Origin of the sequence: Aquabacterium commune, from assembly GCF_004362855.1 — a bacterium.
GTDB lineage: Bacteria > Pseudomonadota > Gammaproteobacteria > Burkholderiales > Burkholderiaceae_C > Aquabacterium > Aquabacterium commune.
The window spans coordinates 278,388-296,762 of record NZ_SNXW01000002.1; the positions used below are offsets into that span (position 1 = coordinate 278,388).

General features: G+C 67.8%; 18 protein-coding genes. 8 read left to right on the forward strand and 10 right to left on the reverse strand.

Annotated elements, in window-relative coordinates:
- Positions 1-64 precede the first annotated feature (64 nt).
- Genes EV672_RS05085 through EV672_RS05100 form a run of 4 tightly spaced genes read left to right on the forward strand, consistent with a single transcriptional unit; the run spans position 65 to position 4,151 of the window.
- Positions 65-1,522 (forward strand): flavin-containing monooxygenase, encoded by a 1,458-nt coding sequence (locus EV672_RS05085; RefSeq protein WP_133606911.1) that lies wholly within the window; start codon positions 65-67, stop codon positions 1,520-1,522.
- 11 nt (positions 1,523-1,533) lie between these two features.
- Positions 1,534-2,388, forward strand: a complete 855-nt coding sequence (locus EV672_RS05090) for an SDR family NAD(P)-dependent oxidoreductase (protein ID WP_133606913.1) — start codon at positions 1,534-1,536, stop codon at positions 2,386-2,388.
- A 6-nt stretch (positions 2,389-2,394) separates the two neighbouring features.
- Positions 2,395-3,360 (forward strand): alpha/beta fold hydrolase, encoded by a 966-nt coding sequence (locus EV672_RS05095; RefSeq protein ID WP_133606914.1) that lies wholly within the window; start codon positions 2,395-2,397, stop codon positions 3,358-3,360.
- Positions 3,357-4,151 carry an SDR family oxidoreductase gene (locus EV672_RS05100; RefSeq protein WP_133606916.1) on the forward strand — a complete coding sequence of 265 codons (795 nt, stop codon included), beginning with the start codon at positions 3,357-3,359 and terminating at the stop codon, positions 4,149-4,151. Before EV672_RS05095 ends, EV672_RS05100 begins: the two co-directional genes overlap by 4 nt.
- On the opposite strand, the gene EV672_RS05105 is transcribed toward EV672_RS05100, so the two are convergent.
- Complete coding sequence (locus tag EV672_RS05105) at positions 4,145-4,543, reverse strand: MAPEG family protein (protein WP_133606917.1); 399 nt, start codon at positions 4,541-4,543, stop codon at positions 4,145-4,147. The two genes, EV672_RS05100 and EV672_RS05105, sit on opposite strands and share 7 nt — an antisense overlap.
- Before the next feature lie 234 nt (positions 4,544-4,777).
- Between EV672_RS05105 and EV672_RS05110 the strand changes: the two genes are divergently transcribed.
- The gene (locus EV672_RS05110) at positions 4,778-5,386 is read left to right on the forward strand and encodes a hypothetical protein (RefSeq protein WP_133606919.1); all 609 of its coding nucleotides are present in this window, start codon (positions 4,778-4,780) and stop codon (positions 5,384-5,386) included.
- A 24-nt stretch (positions 5,387-5,410) separates the two neighbouring features.
- On the opposite strand, the gene EV672_RS05115 is transcribed toward EV672_RS05110, so the two are convergent.
- The 4 genes from EV672_RS05115 to gshA form a co-directional block, all read right to left on the reverse strand.
- Positions 5,411-6,007, reverse strand: a complete 597-nt coding sequence (locus tag EV672_RS05115) for an HD domain-containing protein (protein WP_133606921.1) — start codon at positions 6,005-6,007, stop codon at positions 5,411-5,413.
- Positions 6,008-6,064: 57 nt separating this feature from the next.
- Entirely contained in the window at positions 6,065-6,520 is a 456-nt protein-coding gene (locus tag EV672_RS05120; protein ID WP_133606923.1) for a YidB family protein, read from the reverse strand.
- A gap of 72 nt (positions 6,521-6,592) precedes the next feature.
- Positions 6,593-8,236 (reverse strand): mechanosensitive ion channel family protein, encoded by a 1,644-nt coding sequence (locus EV672_RS05125; RefSeq protein ID WP_133606925.1) that lies wholly within the window; start codon positions 8,234-8,236, stop codon positions 6,593-6,595.
- 30 nt (positions 8,237-8,266) lie between these two features.
- Positions 8,267-9,808, reverse strand: coding sequence for a glutamate--cysteine ligase (gene gshA / locus EV672_RS05130; RefSeq protein ID WP_341770448.1), 1,542 nt, complete (start codon positions 9,806-9,808; stop codon positions 8,267-8,269).
- Positions 9,809-10,029: 221 nt separating this feature from the next.
- Between gshA and EV672_RS05135 the strand changes: the two genes are divergently transcribed.
- Positions 10,030-11,070, forward strand: a complete 1,041-nt coding sequence (locus tag EV672_RS05135) for an aliphatic amidase (protein WP_133606926.1) — start codon at positions 10,030-10,032, stop codon at positions 11,068-11,070.
- On the opposite strand, the gene EV672_RS05140 is transcribed toward EV672_RS05135, so the two are convergent.
- The 4 genes from EV672_RS05140 to EV672_RS05155 form a co-directional block, all read right to left on the reverse strand.
- Positions 11,062-12,300, reverse strand: a complete 1,239-nt coding sequence (locus EV672_RS05140) for a glycosyltransferase (RefSeq protein ID WP_133606928.1) — start codon at positions 12,298-12,300, stop codon at positions 11,062-11,064. The genes EV672_RS05135 and EV672_RS05140 overlap by 9 nt on opposite strands.
- A 20-nt stretch (positions 12,301-12,320) precedes the next feature.
- Positions 12,321-12,935 carry a hypothetical protein gene (locus tag EV672_RS05145; RefSeq protein ID WP_133606930.1) on the reverse strand — a complete coding sequence of 205 codons (615 nt, stop codon included), beginning with the start codon at positions 12,933-12,935 and terminating at the stop codon, positions 12,321-12,323.
- Between the two features lie 91 nt (positions 12,936-13,026).
- Positions 13,027-14,040: a DUF2804 domain-containing protein gene (locus EV672_RS05150; protein WP_133606931.1), complete on the reverse strand. Its 1,014-nt coding sequence runs from the start codon at positions 14,038-14,040 to the stop codon at positions 13,027-13,029.
- Between the two features lie 9 nt (positions 14,041-14,049).
- Positions 14,050-15,045 (reverse strand): AraC family transcriptional regulator, encoded by a 996-nt coding sequence (locus EV672_RS05155; RefSeq protein WP_166643457.1) that lies wholly within the window; start codon positions 15,043-15,045, stop codon positions 14,050-14,052.
- 192 nt (positions 15,046-15,237) lie between these two features.
- Here EV672_RS05155 and EV672_RS05160 point away from each other — a divergent pair, with 192 nt between their 5' ends.
- Positions 15,238-16,218: a sterol desaturase family protein gene (locus tag EV672_RS05160; protein ID WP_133606935.1), complete on the forward strand. Its 981-nt coding sequence runs from the start codon at positions 15,238-15,240 to the stop codon at positions 16,216-16,218.
- The gene (locus tag EV672_RS05165; protein WP_133606937.1) at positions 16,172-17,440 is read left to right on the forward strand and encodes an RsmB/NOP family class I SAM-dependent RNA methyltransferase; all 1,269 of its coding nucleotides are present in this window, start codon (positions 16,172-16,174) and stop codon (positions 17,438-17,440) included. The genes EV672_RS05160 and EV672_RS05165 overlap by 47 nt, the downstream gene beginning before the upstream one ends.
- A 24-nt stretch (positions 17,441-17,464) precedes the next feature.
- Here EV672_RS05165 and epsE read toward each other — a convergent pair whose 3' ends face one another.
- Positions 17,465-18,313 (reverse strand): polysaccharide export protein EpsE, encoded by an 849-nt coding sequence (gene epsE / locus EV672_RS05170; protein ID WP_243738531.1) that lies wholly within the window; start codon positions 18,311-18,313, stop codon positions 17,465-17,467.
- Positions 18,314-18,375: the final 62 nt, after the last annotated feature.

Consider the following 18,375-nt stretch of genomic DNA (forward strand, 5'->3'; position numbering starts at 1 on the left):
GTCACTTGTAAACTGACGACAATCATCTTCACTTGAATTCGGCAGCCGCACCTTGAGGAGTTCCATGCAGCAGCACACCGCGATCATCATCGGCAGTGGTTTCGGCGGTCAGGCCGCGGCCATCAACCTGCGCCGCATCGGCATCGAGGACTTCCTCATCCTGGAGCGCCGCGCCTGGATGGGCGGCACCTGGAGCCAGAACAGCTACCCCGGCGCCGCGGTGGACGTGCAATCGCCGCTGTACTCGCTGTCCTTCGAGCCCTACCAGTGGTCGCAGATGTTCGCCGAGCAGGACGAACTGGTCGAGTACACCAACCACGTGCTGGCCAAGCACGGCCTGCGCGAGAAAACCAAGCTCCACGCCAACGTCACGAAGGTGCAGTGGGACGAGGCCTCGCAGACCTGGCAGGTGCAGCTCGAAGGCGGCGAGGTGCTCGGCGCCAAATACCTGATCAACGCCTCCGGCCCGCTGAGCACGCCCGTCATCCCCCACTTCAAGGGGCGTGACACCTTCCAGGGCAAGACCTTCCACACCAACAACTGGCAGCACGGCTACGACCACAAGGGCAAGCGCGTGGCCATCATCGGCAGTGGCGCCAGCGCGGCCCAGGTCATCCCGGCCATCGCACCCGAGGTCCAGACGCTGCACGTCTTCCAGCGCACGCCGCACTGGGTGCTGCCCCGCCCGGACCGCGTGTTCTCGAAGTTCGAGCGCGCGCTGCTGGGCAACAAGCTCATCTACAAGGCTTTGCGCACGGCCATCTACTGGGGCCTGGAGAGCCGCGTGATCGGCTTCAAGTACTCCAAGAAGATGCTGAACGTCGTGGCCCAGCAAGCCGCGCTCAAGCACATCGCCAAGCAGATCAGCGACCCGGCCCTCCGCCAGGCCGTGACGCCCGACTACACCATCGGTTGCAAGCGCATCATCCTGTCCAGCACGCTGTACCCGGCGCTGTGCCGCCCCAACGTCAAGCTGCACCCCAAGGACGATGGCATTGCCGAGATCAATGCGCGCGGCATCCTGACCACCCAAGGCCAGCAGATCGACCTGGACCTGATCGTCTATTCGACCGGCTACGACGCCACCGACGGCGTGATCTCCTACCCCGTGGTCGGCAAGGGTGGCCAATCGGTGCAGGACGTCTGGGCCGAGTTCCCCCGCGCCTACCTGGGCACCACGCTGCCGGGCTTTCCCAACTTCTTCGTGGTCACGGGGCCCAACACCGGCATCGGCCACACCTCGGCCATCTTCGTGATCGAGGCGCAGATGGAGTACATCCGCCGCGCCATCCAGGCCGTGCAGCGCCAGGGTGCCAAAACCATCGAGGTCAAGCCGCAGGCCGAGGCCGACTACACCACCATGATCCACCGCGAGATGAAGCAGACCGTGTGGCAATCGGGCGGTTGCACCAGCTGGTACAAGAGCAAGAGCGGCCACGTCATCGCCATGTTCCCAGGCTTCAGCTTCACCTTCCGGCAGATGGCCAAGGCCTTCAAACCCGGCGACCACGTCATTGTCTGAGGACCCTCACGATGAAAAACTTCCAAGGCAAAGTCGCCGCCATCACCGGCGCCGCATCCGGCATGGGCCGCACCCTGGCGCTGGAGTTGGCCCGCCGCGGCTGCCACCTCTCGCTGAGCGATGTCAACGAGAAGGGCCTGGCTGAAACGGCCTTGCTGGCGGCCAAAGCCGGCCTGCCGCATGGCGTCAAGGTCACCACCGCCAAGCTCAACGTGGCCGACCGCGAAGCCATGGTGGCCTGGGCCGACCAGACCGCCCGCGAGCACGGCCAGGTCAACCTGATCTTCAACAACGCCGGGGTGGCCCTCGGCGCCTTCGTGGAGACCGTCAAGCCCGAAGATTTCGAATGGATCATGGGCATCAATTTCTGGGGCGTGGTCTGGGGCACGCAAGCCTTCCTGCCGCACCTCAAGCGGGCCGGCGAAGGCCATGTGGTCAACACCTCCAGCCTGTTCGGCCTGCTGGCCTCGCCCACCCAGGGCACCTACAACAGCAGCAAGTTCGCCGTGCGCGGCTTCACCGAAGCCTTGCGCCAGGAACTGGACATGGCCAACTGCGGCGTGAGCGCGACCTGCGTGCACCCCGGCGGCATCCGCACCAACATCGCCCGGGCGGCCAAGATGGACGAGAGCATGAACCATGCGACCGGCGGCCAGGCCGAGGCCGCGCGCTCGCGCTTCGACAAGATGCTCAACGTCACCACCGCCGAAAGCGCCGCGCTGCAGATCCTGCGCGCGGTGGAGCGCAAGCAGCGCCGCGTGCTGGTCGGCCCCGACGCCAAACTGATGGACTTCTTCGTGCGCCTGCTGGGCTCCTGGTACCAGCCGGGCTCGGTGTGGCTGTCGCGCAAACTGATGAAGGGTTGAGGCACCATGTCCCGTGCACGCACCTTGAAGCTGCCCTTGCTGGCAGCCCTGGCGGCCGCCATCGGCTGGTCCGCCTTCACCTACCCGGCCATCGGGCAGCTCACGTACGACCTGGCCTCGGCGGCCGAGTCTCGGCTCTACGGCCTGCACAAGGAGCGCGTCACGGTCGATGGCGTGCCCATGGTGTTGTACCGCTCCCAAGGTCGGAACACAGGCCAGCACACCGGCGACGCCATCCTGATGCTGCACGGCTTCAGCGCCGACAAGGACGTGTGGGCGCGGTTCGCGCGGCACTTCACCGGGAACCACCAGGTCATCGTCCCCGACCTGGCCGGGCACGGTGAGACGGGCTACCAGCCTGACTGGAAGTACAGCATCCCCGCGCAAAGCGAGCGCCTCGTCAAGCTGCTCGACCAGCTCGGCGTGCAACGCGTCCACGTGATCGGCAACTCCATGGGCGGCCACCTCGCGGCCTACTTCGCGCTGCACCACCCAAAGCGCACGCTGTCGGCCGCGATGGTGGACCCGGCCGGCCTGCCCCAGCCGCACCCCAGCGAGATGGAGCGCCTGCGCGCCGAAGGCCACAACCCCTTCCTCTTCGACACCCGCGCCGGCTTCTACCGCTTCTACCCGATGACGATGGCGCAGCCGCCCTTCATGCCAGGTTACGTGCTGGACGCCATTGCCGACCAGTACATCGCTCGCAAGGCCGCGCTCACGCAGATCTTCAACGAGTCGCACCAGCCCACCGACGTCAGCACGCGCCTGGGCCAGCTGCGCGCGCCGGCGCTGATCGTCTGGGGCAAGCAGGACCGCCTGATCGACGTGAGCGCCGCCGCCGTCTGGCAGGCCGCCCTGCCCCAAGCCCAGGTCGTGTTGCTCGATGGCATCGGCCACATGCCCATGGTCGAGGCGCCCGCCGACACGGCCAAGCTGTACGCCGCGTTCATCGGCCAGGCAGGCACACGGTGAACGCCGCACCGCGCCCCGCCATCCTCATCACCGGTGCGGCGGCCGGCATCGGCCTGGCCGTGGCCGAACGTTTCGCGCGTGCGGGCTGGTTCGTCGGGCTCTACGACCTCCACGAGGCCGCCGTGCAAGCCCTGCGCCAGCGCCTGTGCGCCGAGCACGGCATCGCAGGCCGGCTGGACGTGGCTCAGGCCGCCGACTGGACCTCGGCACTGCAGCGCTTTGCCCAGGCCTCGGGCGGTCGGCTCGACGTGCTGTTCAACAACGCGGGCGTGTCCGTCACGCTGCCCTTCGCGCAGGCCGCACTCGCGCGCCACCACCTGGTCGTCGATGTGAACCTCAAGGGCGTCATCAACGGCTGCCATGCGGCGCATGCGCTGCTGCTGGCCACGCCGGGCAGCCGCGTCATCAACATGTGCTCGGCCTCGGCCCTGCACGGTCAGCCCGAGCTGGCCAGCTACTCGGCCACGAAAGCCGCGGTGCGCGGCCTGACCGAAGCGCTGGACATCGAATGGCGCCGCGAGGGCATCCGCGTGGTGGACGTGCTGCCGCTGTTCGTGGACACGGCCATGGTCCGCGACGACGTCAGCCGCATGCGGACCGTGAAGATGCTGGGCGTGCGCCTGAGCGCCGAGGACGTCGCACTGGCGGTGTGGTCCCTGTCACAGCGCGCAGCCCACAAGCTGCCCGTGCACACGCACGTGGGCCTGCAGACGAAGTGCTTCGCGTTGCTCTCGAAGCTCTCACCGGGCTGGATCAACCACTGGGTGACGGCGAAGATGGCGGGTTACTGAGCCAGGCCCGTGCCCAGCAGGTAGAGCGACGAGCCGATCAGGCAGGTGAAGGTCAAGGCCATGCCGGCCACGCGGAACTGGAAGCGCTCGGCCGCCTGGCTGACACCGTAGGCGTGCAGACCACGCCCCAGCAGCAGGCACAGGCACAAGGCGTGCATCAACCACGGCGCCGGAGCGCGTGCCTCGACCAGGGCGAGCATGACCAGGCCCAGCGGCACGTACTCCGCGAAGTTGGCGTGCACGCGCATGGCGCGCTGCATCTCGGGGTGGTCCTTGTCGCCGATGGCGATCTGCAGGCGCCGGCGCGTGCCGATGGTGCGCACACTCAGGTACACGAAGAGCAGGGCCAGCAAGGCGGCGTACGGGGGCAGGATCGTCGGCAGGGTCGTCATGTCGGGCTCCAAGGCTGCTTGGGTTACGTGGTTGGGTTGCGTGGTTGGGTTGTGGCGGGCTGGCCCTGCGGCTGGCGCTTCACCCAAGGCGCACTTGTACACCGTCTGCTTCGGTGTCACGTGAGCCCGGCCTCGGTCAGGGATGGGCTGACATCTGGTTGCAACGGATCACACGTATCTTCAAATGCCATCGCCCAGATGCACACCCCAACAACAAGCAGGGATGACACACCCATGAGCCCATGGCAACGCGCCTTGACCGGCCTGGCCTGCGCCGCCGCCCTCATGCTGAGCACCGGCTGCGCCAAAGTCGCACCGCCTTACACCTACGACGTCAGCAAGCCCGCGCGCGCAACGCAAGCCCGCAAAGCCACCGACATGGCGATCGTGCTCGACACCCGCCTGGAATGGACGTCGAAGCCCTTCGCCCCCGACCAGGTCGAGTACCCACCCTTCCTGGAGTACACGCGCTTCGCCGACGCCTTGCAGGCCGACCTGGCTTCGCGCTGGCCCGACGTGAAATTCACCGTGGGCCACAGCACCCGACCGGAGCCAGACCTCACGCCGTACAGCGGACGCAGCCACGTGGTGGTCATGAGCCTGCGCAGCCTGGTCACCTCCTCCAAGTACGGCAACAGAGGGCGCACGTGGCACCTGACGGTGCTGCAAGCAGAAGGCATGGACAAGCGCCTCTACAGCCCGCTGCTGCGGGCCAAGTTCAACGCCGACTTCGCCGACTGCTACATCAAGCAGTTCGTCCTGTCGGACAACAAGCCGCAGTGCCGTCAGGAGATCCTCGCGCACGTGGCGTCGCTGCTGAAACAGGCCGAGGTGCTGCCTTGAGCGCTTGACGGCTTGAGGATCGCATCAACAGCCGTCCTTGCCCTCACCCGCCATCGCGGCCTTGTACACCGACTGCTTCGGTGCGGCCATCACCCGGCGCAGCAAAGGCTCGAACTCGCTCAGGGGCAGCATCTCGGCCGCAGGGTCGAAGGCCGGGTTGTCATAGCGTTCGATGAACTCGGCCGTGCGCTCGAAGTGCGGGTGGCCGCGGAACTGCTCGCGCATGTCGCGGTCCAGGCCGATGTGGTGGAAGAAGTTGTGGCCCTGGAAGATGCCGTGGTGCTGCACCATCCAGAGGTTGGCCTCGCTCACGAAGGGCTTGAGGATGGCCGCGGCGATGTCCGGGTGGTTGTAGCTGCCCAGGGTGTCGCCGATGTCGTGCAGCAGCGCGCAGACCACGTACTCCTCGTCGCGGCCATCGCGCAAGGCCAGCGTGGCCGACTGGCGGCAGTGGCTGAGCCGGTCGATGGGGAAGCCGCCGAAATCGCCATCCAGCAACTGGAGGTGGGCCAGCACGCGGTCGGGCAGCGTGCGCGCCATCTGCAGGGCCTCGGGGAGGATGACAGCCCAATCTTCGCGGGTGCTGTCTTCCATGCGGGTGAAGGTGGCGCGAGCGTTCAAGGCGGTCTCCAGCGGTGGCGGAAAACCCATGTTAGCGCGGCCCGCAGGCCTGCGAACTCAACCTTGCCCGAGGAACTTCCCCAACAAGCCACCCAGTGCGCCTTGCAAGGCATCGGGCTGCAGCGCGCCAGCTTCAGGCACCTGGCCCTGTGGCGTGAGTTGGTCCACCGCCTGCGGCAGCCACTGGGCCAGCTGCCCGCTCAGCTCTTGTGGGTTCAGGCCCACTTGCTGGGCCAGGCCCTGCAGCTTCTCGCTGCCCAGGACGGCCGACAGCTGCTCGGCGGAAATCGGCAGGTTCTGGCCCGTGCCCACCCAGGAGGCCACGACCTGGCCCAGGCCCTGCTGCTGGAAGGTCTGGACGAGGCCTTGCAAGCCGCCGTGCTGCGGGTCGGTCAGCAACTGTGTGACCACGCCCATCAGGCCACCGGCTGGGCCACCAGCAACGTCGCCATCGCCGCCACCAGCAGTCAGTGCGCCGGCCACTTGGCCGACCAGGGAATCGAACAGGCTCATGTCGTGCTCCTTGAGATGGACCCCGTTGTACCAGCTTCGTTTGTAGGGCATGTGACGCGCTGGCGCCATCCCTCACTTGGCATCTGCTGGCGGACGGGCGGGCGCCGCGTACCAGCGCGCCGGCGGCACCATCTTGGCCTCGGCCGGGTCGAGCACGTAATGCGGCGACATGATCTGCACGCCATGTTCGTTGAAGACATCCTGGATGTGGGCGTGCAAGGCGCTGAGCACCTCCGCACGCGGACGCGGTTGCTCGGGGATGGCCTGGCAAACCAGGCGGTACTCGGGGTAGAAGTCCGACAGCGCCGTCTGGAAAACGCGCGGCGCCGGCGTGGCCAGCACGCCCGGGGTGCGCGTGGCCGCTTCGACCAGCATGGCCTCGACCTGGCGCCACGGCGTGTCGTAGCCGATCGTCACGACGGTGTCCACCACATAGCCCGGCCCGTGCACGGCGCGCGAGTAGTTCTTGGTGGCGTTGCCCACGATGCTCGCGTTCGGCAAGATGACCTCTTCGCCCAGGCCCGTGCGGATGCGCGTGTTGAAGGCGCCGATGTCCACCACCGTGCCCTCGTGCTCGCCGATGCGCACGTACTCGCCACGGCGCAGCACGTTGGAGTAGGTCAGGATGAGCCCGCCCGCCACCTGCCCCACGAAGTTCGACGCGCCCAGCGACATCATCACGCCCACCAGCACCGACATGCCCTTGAAGGCCTCGGTCTCGGCGCCCGGCAGGTAGGGGTAGGCCATGGCCAGCGCGAACACCCACAGCAACCAGGTGACCACGCGGCGCGTCGGGCCGGCGGCGTCCTGGCGCAACCAGCCGACGCTCAACTGGCCGCGCTCCACGCGCTGGAAGAACGAGCCGAGCGCCCCCACGGCACCGCGCGCCATCAGCAAGATCAGCACCGCCACCACCAGCCCCGGCACGGCCGACAACATGCCCTTGCCCAGCCCCAGCGCCACCGAGATCAGGTACTGGTGCAGGCCCTCGCCCCAGGGGCGCGTGTAAGGAAACTGCTGCATCGAAAAGCTCAGCCAGGCATAGCCCAGCAGCAGGCCCAGGCCCCAGCTCACCAGCACATCGAAGGCGTTGAGCCACTGGTGCAGGCGCTCGCGGCGCAGCACCTCGCCTTGGGCGAGCTTGCGCGTCTGGCGGTCCAGGAAGGCGACGATGACGCTCAGGCTGCGAAGGCGCACAAAGCGCGCTGCGGCGAACAAGGCCACGGCCAGCACCGTGGCCAAGGCGACGCGGCCCAGGCTGACCAGCAGGCTGTGCGCACTGCGGCCCTCCTGCGTTTCGCGGATGGCCTGGCGCAAGGCCGACAGGGTGCGCTCGGTCAGGGCGGCCAGCGTGTCGCCCGACATCGGCGCCACATCGCCCTCGAACAGGATGAGCGCCATGACGCCATCCACGAACACCAGCTGGCCTTGCGGCGTGGCGCGGGTGCTCAGCTCGCCCGGCCCGCCCCTCTCCAAGGCCAGGTCGATGTTGGCCTGCGCGCGGCGCACGCGCTCCGAAGGCGGCATGCCCAGGTAGGGCGTCTGCAGGGTCAGGATGTCGCGGTTGGCATGGCGCAGCACCGCCTCGGGCAGGGCGGGCTTGGGTTGGACTGCATCGGCAGGCAAGGCTTGCGCGTGCACGCCCGCAGCCCACAGCAGGCACAGCCACATGGCCGTGCGGAAGGTGGCAAAGATCGCGGCGAGGATGGCAGTCATGGGCATGGGGGCTGGGCGCCCCGCACCGCCTCAGGGCTGCAGGCTGGCCGGGTCCAGGTAATGCTGTCGGTAGAGCTCGAATGGTAGAGCGTCCGGCAGGGCGTCGGCCTGTTCGATGTCGCGCTGGGCCATCACGGAGTCCTGCGCCTGTCGGGCCATCTCGGTCAGCACCGCATCCGGCAAAGGCTCGGCCAGCAGCTCGGCCCGCACCCGCTCGGACGCGCTCAGGCCGTAGGCCGCATGCTCGCCATGGTGCTGCGCGCGCATGGCCGCCAAAACACGCGCCGAGGGCAGGCGCTCGGGCTGGCGCAAAGCCTCGCGGGCCTGGGCCCAACTGCGTGCAAAGGCGTCGCCACCGTGGGCGCGGTCCAGCGCCTCGGCCACGGGCTGCGCCAGGGCCATCACCTCGTCGGCCCAATCGGCCAGCGCCACGGCCCGCCCACCGCGCTGCAGCGTCAGCCCTGGCTCACGGCCACGGGCGACCACCAGGCGCTGGTTGTCGGCCATCTCGCGGACCTCCTCGGGGTTGTCCGGCGGGCTGCCACTGAGCATGCACCACAGCAGCAAGGTGTCGAGCACACGCAGGGTGTGCGCGTCGATGCCCACGCCCAGCTCGGGCTGCAGGTCCATGCAACGCACCTCGACGTACTCCACGCCACGCTCGCGCAGCGCGTGCAGGGGGCGCTCGCCACGCTGGGTCACGCGCTTGGGGCGGATGGTGCTGTAGAACTCGTTCTCGATCTGCAGCAAGGTGGTGCCCAGCTGCTTGTAGCCGCCCTGCCCGTCCTGGATGCCGATGGCCTCGTACGGCCCGTAAGGCTGCACCAGCGCCTCGTGCAGGGAGCGGGCATAGCCTTCCAGGTCGTTGTAGCTCACGCTGAGCTGGGACTGCGCATCGCTTTGGTAACCCAGGCGGCCCATGCGCAGCGAGGTGGCGTGGGGCAGGTGCAGCGTGCGCGCGCCCAGCGGCTGCAGGCCGTGGTCCAGACCTTGCGCGAAGCCCTGCGTGACGGCCGGCGAGGCACCGAACAGCATCAGCAAGATGAAACCGTGGCGGCGGAAGTTGCGGATCAGCGCGAAGTAGTCTTCGGTGCTCGCACCCGCCAGCGACCAGTTGTAGTGGATGCCCGAGATGGTCTGCATGCGCGCGCCATAACGGTGCACCAGGCCGTTGCGGTACACGCGCTTGGCCAGGCCCACGTTGGAAGGCCCGTACCAGCCCACCGGGATGTCGGCATCGGCGGGCAGCTCACCGGGCATGGAACAGGCCCAGATGCGCTCGTTGCCAGGCTGCTGGCCCAGGTGCTGCAACACGAAGCGGTGGACGTCGCGCAGCTCGGCCAGGCAATCGCCGATGCCCGCGTGCACGCCCGTGACCAGCTCCAGCTGGGACTCGCTGAAGTCCGTGGTGATGTGCGGGTGGGTCAGGGCCGAGCCCAGCCCCTCCGGGTGGGCCGTGCGCGACAGCACACCGTCCGGCCCCACACGCAAACCTTCCTTCTCGATGCCGCGGCGCATGCCTTGCAGGCCGGCCAGGCCCAGGCGCTGGAGTCGGTCGGTCAAAGTGTTCAAGGCGTTCTCCACGGAAACGGGATGGTGGGGACAGGGGCGACGGCTGGCACCACAAGGGGGCACGGCGGACCCGGATTGTGCGCCATGCCCGGCGACACCGTGATGGCGCCGGCGCAAAGCCTTCCACCTGCGTCAAACAACGTATTGAGCGCCAGCGCGCCGCTTCGAACAATGGCAGGCGTTGCGTCCCGCCCCCGTTCCACCCCTCACAGGAGATCCCCATGCTGCACGGCGACATTTCCAGCAGTGACGACACCGTCGGTGTCGCGGTCGTGAACTACAAGATGCCGCGCCTGCACACGCAGGCCGAGGTGATGGCCAACGCGCGCCAGATCAGCGAGATGGTCCAGGGCATGAAGCTGGGCCTGCCCGGCCTGGACCTCGTCATCTTCCCGGAGTACAGCACCCACGGCATCATGTACGACAAGCAGGAGATGATGGACACGGCCGTGACCATCCCCGGCGATGTCACCGAGGTCTTCGCCGATGCCTGCCGCAAGGCCAAGGTCTGGGGTGTCTTCTCGCTGACCGGCGAGCGCCACGAGGCCCACCCGGACAAGGTGCCCTACAACACGCTCATCCTGATGAACGACCAGGGCGAGATCGTCCAGAAGTACCGCAAGATCATGCCGTGGACGCCCATCGAGGGCTGGTACCCGGGCGACCAGACCTACGTCTCGGACGGCCCCAAGGGCATGAAGGTCAGCCTCATCATCTGCGACGACGGCAACTACCCCGAGATCTGGCGCGACTGCGCCATGAAGGGGGCCGAGCTCATCGTGCGCTGCCAGGGCTACATGTACCCGGCCAAGGACCAGCAGGTGATGATGGCCAAGGCCATGGCCTGGGCCAACAACGCTTATGTGGCCGTGGCCAACGCGGCCGGCTTCGACGGCGTTTACAGCTACTTCGGCCACTCGGCCATCGTCGGCTTCGACGGGCGCACGCTGGGCGAATGCGGCGAGGAAGACCACGGCATCCAGTACGCGCAGCTCAGCAAACGCCTGATCCGCGATGCGCGCGCAACCGGCCAGTCGCAGAACCACCTCTTCAAGCTGCTGCACCGCGGCTACACCGGCGTGCTCAACTCCGGCGAAGGCGACAAGGGCGTGGCCGAATGCCCCTTCAGCTTCTACCGCGACTGGGTCACCGACCCGCTGGGCACGCAGCGCAAGGTCGAAGCCATCACGCGCCCGACCATCGGCACGGCGCAGTGCCCCATCGAGGGCATCCCCAACGATGCGCGCCTGCGCTCAGAGTGAGCCGCGCACCGGCGACACCGACCCGGGCGCTGCGCCGATCCGCTCGGGGCGGCTGCGCATGCCAAAGACCTCCATCGCCTCGATGAAGGATTCGGCCGTGCGGTCGATCAGGAAGCGCTGCTGGAAGCACTGGCGCGCGTTGACGCGCATCTGCGCCCACTGCTCGGGCGGCGTGGCCAGCCAGCGCGTCAGCAGGCGCTCGGTGCCGGCGTGGGTGTCCTGCTCGACCAGGCCGCCTTGCGACTGCTGGATCTCGCGCCAGATGTTGACCTGGTTGCTGATGAGCACCGGCACGCCGCAGGCCATGGCCTCGGCCACGGCGATGCCGAAGTTTTCCTGGTGCGAGGGCAGGATGAAAGCCTCGCTCGCGCGGAAAGCCCCCCACTTCACATCGCCCGAAATCATGCCCGTCCAGGTGGTGACGTCTGCCAGGCCCAGTTCGCGGTTGAGCTTGAGCATCTCCTGACCGTAGGCGTGCTCGGCCGGGCCGGCCATGACGATGCGCACATCGCGCAGCAACTCGGGCTGGCGCGCGCGCAGGCTGGCAAAAGCCTTGAACAGCAAGTCCGGGCCCTTTTTCTCGTGCACGCGGCCCAGGAACAGCAGCAGGCGCTTGCCTTGCAGGTCGGGGAAGGCTTGCAGGAAGGCCTCGCGCTGGCGCACCGCGTCGTCGGGCGGGGCGCTGGTGCCGTAGCTGACGACGAACTCGTCGCACTTGTAGAGCCAGAAAGACTGGCGCGCCAGACGCCGTTCGTCCTCGCAGGTGAACATCACCGCAGCGGCATCGCGCAGCACGCGGTACTCGGCCCAGGGCCAGAACAGCCACTTCTTCAAGTGCTTGAGCGGGTAGGTGCGCTTGAACCAGGGGTCGAGCATGCCGTGCGTGAAGACGAAGTACGGCGTCTTGGTGCCGGCCAGGGCGCGCCAGGCGCCGAAGGCGTGGTACTGCCAGATGCCATTGACGATGACGGCGTCGTATCCATGGGCGTGGGCGCGCAACCACGGCACCCAGCGCGGGCTGTAACGCCAGTTGCCCACCAGGGTCGGCCCGACGGCATGGCAGGGGATGGGGCAGTCCTTGACCCAGGGGTCATCGGGGCTGTCCAGCGTCAGCACTTCGACCTGGTGGCCTTGTTGCTGGTTGACCGCCGACAGCTGTTTGAGCCCCTCGATCGGACCACCGCCCTTGGGGTTGACCGAGGCGATGCAATGCAGAATCCTGAAACCCATCGGAGACCTGACTTCCTGTGTCATGCGCGCGCCTGTTGCGGGTCCTGGCCATCGGGCGCTGCGCCGATGGCATCCGGCGTGTCGCGGTAAGCCGCCCGGGCGTACACGCGGCGAGCGCAATCGGGGCACACCTTCGGGAGCACGTCGGCGCCGCCCAGCTCGCTGAGGTACATCTCGGGCGTGCGCCAATGCCCGTCTTCACCGCACAGCTTGTCGCACTGGGTGCAATGGGGCACCTCGCCGGTGAAGGCACGCAGGCGCAGGGCGACTGCCGCGCGGCGCTCTTCGATGAAGCGGATGGCCATCACCGCCAACAGGAAGCAGCAAAAGCGGTTGAAGGCGTTGATGGCCAGGATCCAATCCTGGCTGTACGTGTGGCCCGACCACTGGTCGGCAAAGGCCCAGGCCAGCGTGGCCAGCGTGGACACCACGACGCCCGCCCGCACGCCCAGGTAGTGCGTGCTCAGCGCCACGGGGATGGTGTAGAGCAGGAACACCGAGACCTCGTAGCCCGTGGCCGCGTCCAGCACTGCCACGATGGCGAGCAGGGCCAGCACCACGCTCCAGCGGCTCAGCTTGCGAGGCTCTGGGGCCGAGACGCCGGCAGCCTCCGGCAGGTGTGCGTGCAACGACATGGTCCGATCCACCAAAACAAGCCGGCATGCTGCGCCCAACGCGTGGCATGGCACCGCCGACACATGGTCTGAATGGATCATGCTGCAGTGTTCACCACACAGATCGGTGATCCTCCGTGACGCCCAGCAAGCCTTCGACGGCGCGGCTGGGACCATGGCGGGTGCGGCGCACCTCGCCCGAGAAAATCCCCACTGGCTGGATGTAGCGGCTGGCAGCGACGCCCAGGTCGCGGTCGGCACAGCGGGCGCCCTGCGGCTCGAAGCGCAGGTCCAGCAGGCCGTCGTCGGTGCGGAGGGTCCAGGGCGCCAGCGGCTGCTGGGCATCGAACTGGAAATCGGCCGCGCCCAGCGGGATGATCTCCCCGTCCAGCCACAGCGTGTTCTCCATGTTGCCGAAGTAGCCCTGCTGCAGGTTGAAGCCCAGGCCCGGTCGGTGGGCACTGGCCCAGCGCCAGGCGGTTTCGCGCGCCAGCAAGCCGTTGGAGCTGTCCAGGCAGGCGTGGGCGTCGCTCAGGTCCCAGCGCAGGCCATCGACGTCCAACTCGCCGCGCACCGACATCGCCGAGGTCTTGTGGGTGCTGTGCATGGCGCCGCCCTCGATGGGTCCGACGGCCACCATCACCGGCGGGGCAGAGACCAGGTCCAGGTCGGCGCGCAGCACGAGGTTGGCGGCCCGCACGCGCAAGGCCAGCACATCGCCCGCCAGGTGCTGCAAGGTGATGGCCGCGCCCGGCCCGCGGAAGGCGGTGTCCATGCCATCCAGCGGCGCGTTGTTGACGCGACCGGACAGACCGGGCAGGCCGTCCTGGTCCCAATCGGCGATCAGGCGCTGTCGGAAGCGGTGGAAGACGTAAGCGAAGGCCGTCATGCACCAGCCCAGGTCAACCACGGCCACGCCAATGAACAACTCAGGGGTGGCGATGCCAACGTACTGCCAGCGCTTGTGGTGGGCCCAGCGCCACAGCGCGCTGTGTTGGCGGGCCGCGTTCAGGCCCGACCAATCGATGCGCGGCACACGCCCCTGGTAGCGGCCCACGAGGGCCTCGCCGCCGCGCACGACCGCATCAGGCGCAGGCGGCAGGCCCGCAGGCAGATCACGCCACATCGCTGTACTTCACGTTTTCTTCAGGCGGTTTTGTTTGCGCCATTGTGCAGGCGGCAAACCCGTCCAGGCACGGAAGGCGCGGGTGAAGGCGCTTTGTTCGGAGTAACCCAGCAGCAGCGCGATCTCGGCCAGGTCCAGGCGGGCGTCTTTCAGGTGGGCCTCGGCCAGGTGACGGCGCGTGTCGTCCAGCAGTTGCTGGAAGCTCAAGCCCTGCTCCGACAGCCGCCGCTGCAGCGTGCGCGGACTGGTGTGGTGGGCGCGGGCCAGGGCCGCCAGCGAGGTCTGCCCTTCGCGGATGAGCGGCACCAGGGTGCGCCGCCAGGCATCGACGATGGCAGGCACCTGCGAGACCTGGCGCAGCACCTGCTCGGCCTGCTGGTCGAGCAACTGCGCCAGTGCCGGGTCGGACTTGCGCATCGGCAGGGCCAGGCAGGCGGTGTCGAACTCCAGGCGGGTGGTGGGGGCGTTGAAGAGGACTTCGCAGCCGAAAAAATCGCGGTAGGGCTGGACATCGGCCGGCGGCGGATTGACGAAGCTGACCTTTCGCATGGGCCAGTAGTGGCCGGTCATGTCGCGGGCCAGTTGCACCAGCGAGGCGATGGCGGTTTCATCGACCAGGGCGCCCGGGCGGCCGCGCTCCACGCCCCACTCCACCACCACGCCGTCGGGCAGCACCTCGACGTGTGCGGGGTTGGCGTCATAGACCGAGGCGTGGTAGCGCTCCATGCGCTGCAGGGCGTCGGCCAGGTTGTTGCAGGCCAGGGCGGCATAGCCCAGCACACCGAAGTGGCGCGCGCTGATGCCCTCGGCGATGCGCAGGCCCAGGCCCACGCGGCCCTCGACGGCGTCCACGCGCTTGAGCCAGGCCTGCCAGTCGGCCATGGGCAGGAAATGCTGTGAGGGGTCGGGCTGGGGCCCGAGCAATTGGCGCGCGTCCAGACCTTGGCGGTCCAGGTACTCGTACAGCAACTGAGCGAAAGACGCGGCGATGCGGGTGTCGGCCATGGCAGGTCCACGGAGGTGAGCCTGCATGATGCCGCGCGCAAGCGCACCTGCCCATCCGGGCTATACGGGATGCGCCAAGCCTCAGCTTGTCGCCATACGTCAAGAATTCGTCTGCGAAGGTCAAGCCAATCCGAAGGCACGCCGCGCAAGATGACACCACTTTGACACGCAGCGCTCACGGCGCCTGTGACCATGGACAAACTCTCGCCCTGGCTGGACGCCATCCGCACCCACACCGAATGGAGCGACTGGCTGCTGGTGCTGCTGGCCCCCCTCTTCATGCTGGTGGTGGGCGTGGAATGGTGGCGATTCCGCCATGCGAAAAGACCGGCGCCCGATGGCAGCACGCCGCCCATCTACGACCTGCGCGACTCGCTCGACAGCCTCAACCTGGGCGGCTTCTACACCCTGCTGGACGTGCTCATCGTGGTCACGCTGGTGTTGCCGGCCATGGACTGGGTTTTCGTGCACCGCCTGGGCAGCATCGGCGTCACGCCGCTGAGCTTCGCCGCGCTCTACCTGGGCGTGGAGCTCTGCTACTACGGCTTCCACCGCGCCAGCCACCGCATCCGCTGGTTCTGGTGCGCGCACGTCGTGCACCACGGCTCGGAGTTCATGAACTTCACCGCCGCCATGCGCCAGAGCTGGCTCTACAGCTTCGCGGGCAACTGGCTGTTCTACCTGCCCATGGTGTGGATCGGCTTCGAGCCGCGCTGGGTGCTGCTGGCCCTGTCCATCAACCTGGGCTACCAGTTCTTCGTGCACACGCAGTGGGTGGACAAGCTGCCCGCCTGGTTCGAGTTCATCTTCAACACGCCCTCGCACCACCGCGCCCACCACGGCCGCAACCCGCGCTACATCGACTGCAACTACGGCGGCACGCTCATCGTGTTCGACCGCCTGTTCGGCAGCTTCGTGCCCGAGACCGAAGCGGTGGACTACGGCCTGGTGCGCCCCGTGCACACCCACAACCTGCTGTGGCTGACCCTGCACGAGTGGGCCCACATGCTGCGCGACGTGCTGCGCCCGGGGCCCTGGTCCTTGCGCCTGCAGCACCTCTGGCGTCCGCCGGAGTGGGAGCGCCCCCATGCTTCGCCCAACGCACAAGCAGCGGATAATCCCCCCCATGCATCCAAACGCCCTGCTCGACCTCACGACCCAGCTCATCCGTGACGTCCTCAAGCTTGACGCTCCGGCCGACAGCCTCGTCTCCTACTTCTTCCGCCAGCACAAGGCCTTAGGGCAACGCGAGCGCCACGCCCTGGCCGAAACGGCCTACGCCGTGCTGCGCCAACGCCTGCTCTGGGCCAACATGGCGCAATCGGGCCACGGTCCGCTGGAGCGCCGCATGGCGCTGCTGGCCTGGCAGGGTCTGCCCCACGTCCTGAAAAACGGCGCCACGGCCGACGAACTCGCCTGGCTGGAGCGCACCACCGCCATCGACCGCAGCACCCTGCCCGACAAGCTGCGCCACAACCTGCCCGACTGGCTGGCCAACCGCCTGCGCGACCAGCTCGGCGACGAAGGCTTCTGGGCCCTGGTGGAGACCTTCTCGGCCTCGGCGCCACTCGACCTGCGCGTCAACACGCTCAAGGCCAAGCGCGAGGCGGTGCTCGAAACCCTGGCCGCAGCCCACATCGAGGCCCAGCCCACGCCTTACTCGCCGCTGGGCATCCGCATCCCCGGCAAGCCCGCGCTGCAGAAGATGTCGATCTACACCGACGGCCACGTCGAGGTGCAGGACGAAGGCAGCCAGCTGTTGGCCGTGCTGACGAACCCCAAGCGTGGCGAGATGGTCGTTGACTTCTGCGCCGGCGCCGGTGGCAAGACCCTTGCGCTGGGCGCGCTGATGCGCAACACCGGCCGCCTCTACGCCTTCGACGTCTCGGCGCACCGCCTGGAGAACCTCAAGCCGCGCCTGGCGCGCAGCGGGCTGTCCAACGTCTATTCCAGCCAGATCGCCCACGAGAACGACGACCGCATCAAGCGCCTGCGCGGCAAGATCGACCGCGTGCTGGTGGACGCGCCCTGCTCCGGCCTGGGCACGCTGCGCCGCAACCCCGACCTGAAGTGGCGCCAGTCACCCAAGGGCATCGACGAGCTGCAGGTCAAGCAAACGGCCATCCTGGCCAGCGCAGCGCGGCTGTTGAAGCCGGGTGGCCGCCTGGTCTATGCGACGTGCTCGATCATCCCTGACGAAAACGAAGGCATCGCCGACGCCTTCACCGCCGCCCACCCGGACTTCGTGCCGGTCAACGCGGCAGAGGCCCTGGAGGCCGCGGGCGTGGAGAACGCCGCGGGCCTCGCGTCACCAGCAGGCCACCTGCGCCTGTGGCCACACCTGCACGCCACCGATGGTTTCTACGCCGCGGTCTGGCAGAAGAAAGAGGCCTGAGGCCTCTGGAGCACGTGCGTCAGCTCAGAACAGGCTTTCCTTGACGTAGATGATGTCTTGCGGCATCAGCTTGTCGTTCAGGCCGGGTTCGATGATCTTGACCTCGCCCGTGGCCGGGTCGCGGCGGTGCACCTTGATGCCGCGCTGTGTGCCACGCAGGGTCAGGCCGCCGGCGTTGGCCAGGGCTTGCAGCAGGGTGGTGTCGCGCAGCAGGATCTGGGCGCCAGCGCGTTGCACCTCTCCGTACATGTAGATCTGCGGCGCGCGGTCCACGAACAGGGTGTCGCCGTTTTGCAGCGTGAAGTCGGGCTCGGTGCCGCTGGAGGCAAACACCTTGGTGAAGTCCACTTCCTTGCGGAAGGGCTTGCCCTCGCGCACGCCCGAGATCACGACGATGTCGGAGCCCGCGCCCTGGGTGATGCCACCGGCCATCGCCATGACCTCCGACAGCTTGTTGCTGCCCGTGATCAGCGGGTAGCGGCCCGGCTTGCCCACCAGGCCCAGCACGGACACCTGGTTGGCCGTGGCGCCGATCAGCAGCACCGACACCTGCGGCTGCTTGATGAAGTTGCCGTCTTTCAGGCCGGACGCGATCTTCTTCTCGGCGTCAGACACCGAGATGCCGCCCAGCTTGATGTTGCCCAACAGTGGGTAGGAGATGGAGCCCCCTTCGTTGAGGCGAGCCTCCAGCGAGAGGTCGGGGTTCTGATAGACCGCGATGCGCACCGCGTCGCCGGGGCCCAGGATGTAGTCGTTCTGCTCGGCCGCCTGGGCCGTGGTCAGCAGGCCCGTGCCCGCGCCAGCACCCGCGGCGCACACCAAGACCACCATGGCCATCAGGGCCCGCTTGAACAACTCACGCATCCAGTTCATGTCCATCTTCCTTGGTTCTCTGAAACATCTTGGCTCGGCGCATGCCTGCCGCCGTTCTGCGG

Excerpts from the sequence above, each read along its gene's own strand:
- EV672_RS05085 (WP_133606911.1), top strand. The coding sequence starts at position 65 with ATGCAGCAGCACACCGCGATCATCATCGGCAGTGGTTTCGGCGGTCAG.
- EV672_RS05090 (WP_133606913.1), top strand. The coding sequence starts at position 1,534 with ATGAAAAACTTCCAAGGCAAAGTCGCCGCCATCACCGGCGCCGCATCC.
- EV672_RS05095 (WP_133606914.1), top strand. The coding sequence starts at position 2,395 with ATGTCCCGTGCACGCACCTTGAAGCTGCCCTTGCTGGCAGCCCTGGCG.
- EV672_RS05105 (WP_133606917.1), bottom strand. The coding sequence starts at position 4,543 with ATGACGACCCTGCCGACGATCCTGCCCCCGTACGCCGCCTTGCTGGCC.
- EV672_RS05110 (WP_133606919.1), top strand. The coding sequence starts at position 4,778 with ATGAGCCCATGGCAACGCGCCTTGACCGGCCTGGCCTGCGCCGCCGCC.
- EV672_RS05120 (WP_133606923.1), bottom strand. The coding sequence starts at position 6,520 with ATGAGCCTGTTCGATTCCCTGGTCGGCCAAGTGGCCGGCGCACTGACT.
- EV672_RS05125 (WP_133606925.1), bottom strand. The coding sequence starts at position 8,236 with ATGACTGCCATCCTCGCCGCGATCTTTGCCACCTTCCGCACGGCCATG.
- EV672_RS05135 (WP_133606926.1), top strand. The coding sequence starts at position 10,030 with ATGCTGCACGGCGACATTTCCAGCAGTGACGACACCGTCGGTGTCGCG.
- EV672_RS05140 (WP_133606928.1), bottom strand. The coding sequence starts at position 12,300 with ATGGGTTTCAGGATTCTGCATTGCATCGCCTCGGTCAACCCCAAGGGC.
- EV672_RS05145 (WP_133606930.1), bottom strand. The coding sequence starts at position 12,935 with ATGTCGTTGCACGCACACCTGCCGGAGGCTGCCGGCGTCTCGGCCCCA.
- EV672_RS05150 (WP_133606931.1), bottom strand. The coding sequence starts at position 14,040 with ATGTGGCGTGATCTGCCTGCGGGCCTGCCGCCTGCGCCTGATGCGGTC.
- EV672_RS05155 (WP_166643457.1), bottom strand. The coding sequence starts at position 15,045 with ATGGCCGACACCCGCATCGCCGCGTCTTTCGCTCAGTTGCTGTACGAG.
- EV672_RS05160 (WP_133606935.1), top strand. The coding sequence starts at position 15,238 with ATGGACAAACTCTCGCCCTGGCTGGACGCCATCCGCACCCACACCGAA.
- EV672_RS05165 (WP_133606937.1), top strand. The coding sequence starts at position 16,172 with ATGCATCCAAACGCCCTGCTCGACCTCACGACCCAGCTCATCCGTGAC.
- epsE (WP_243738531.1), bottom strand. The coding sequence starts at position 18,313 with ATGAACTGGATGCGTGAGTTGTTCAAGCGGGCCCTGATGGCCATGGTG.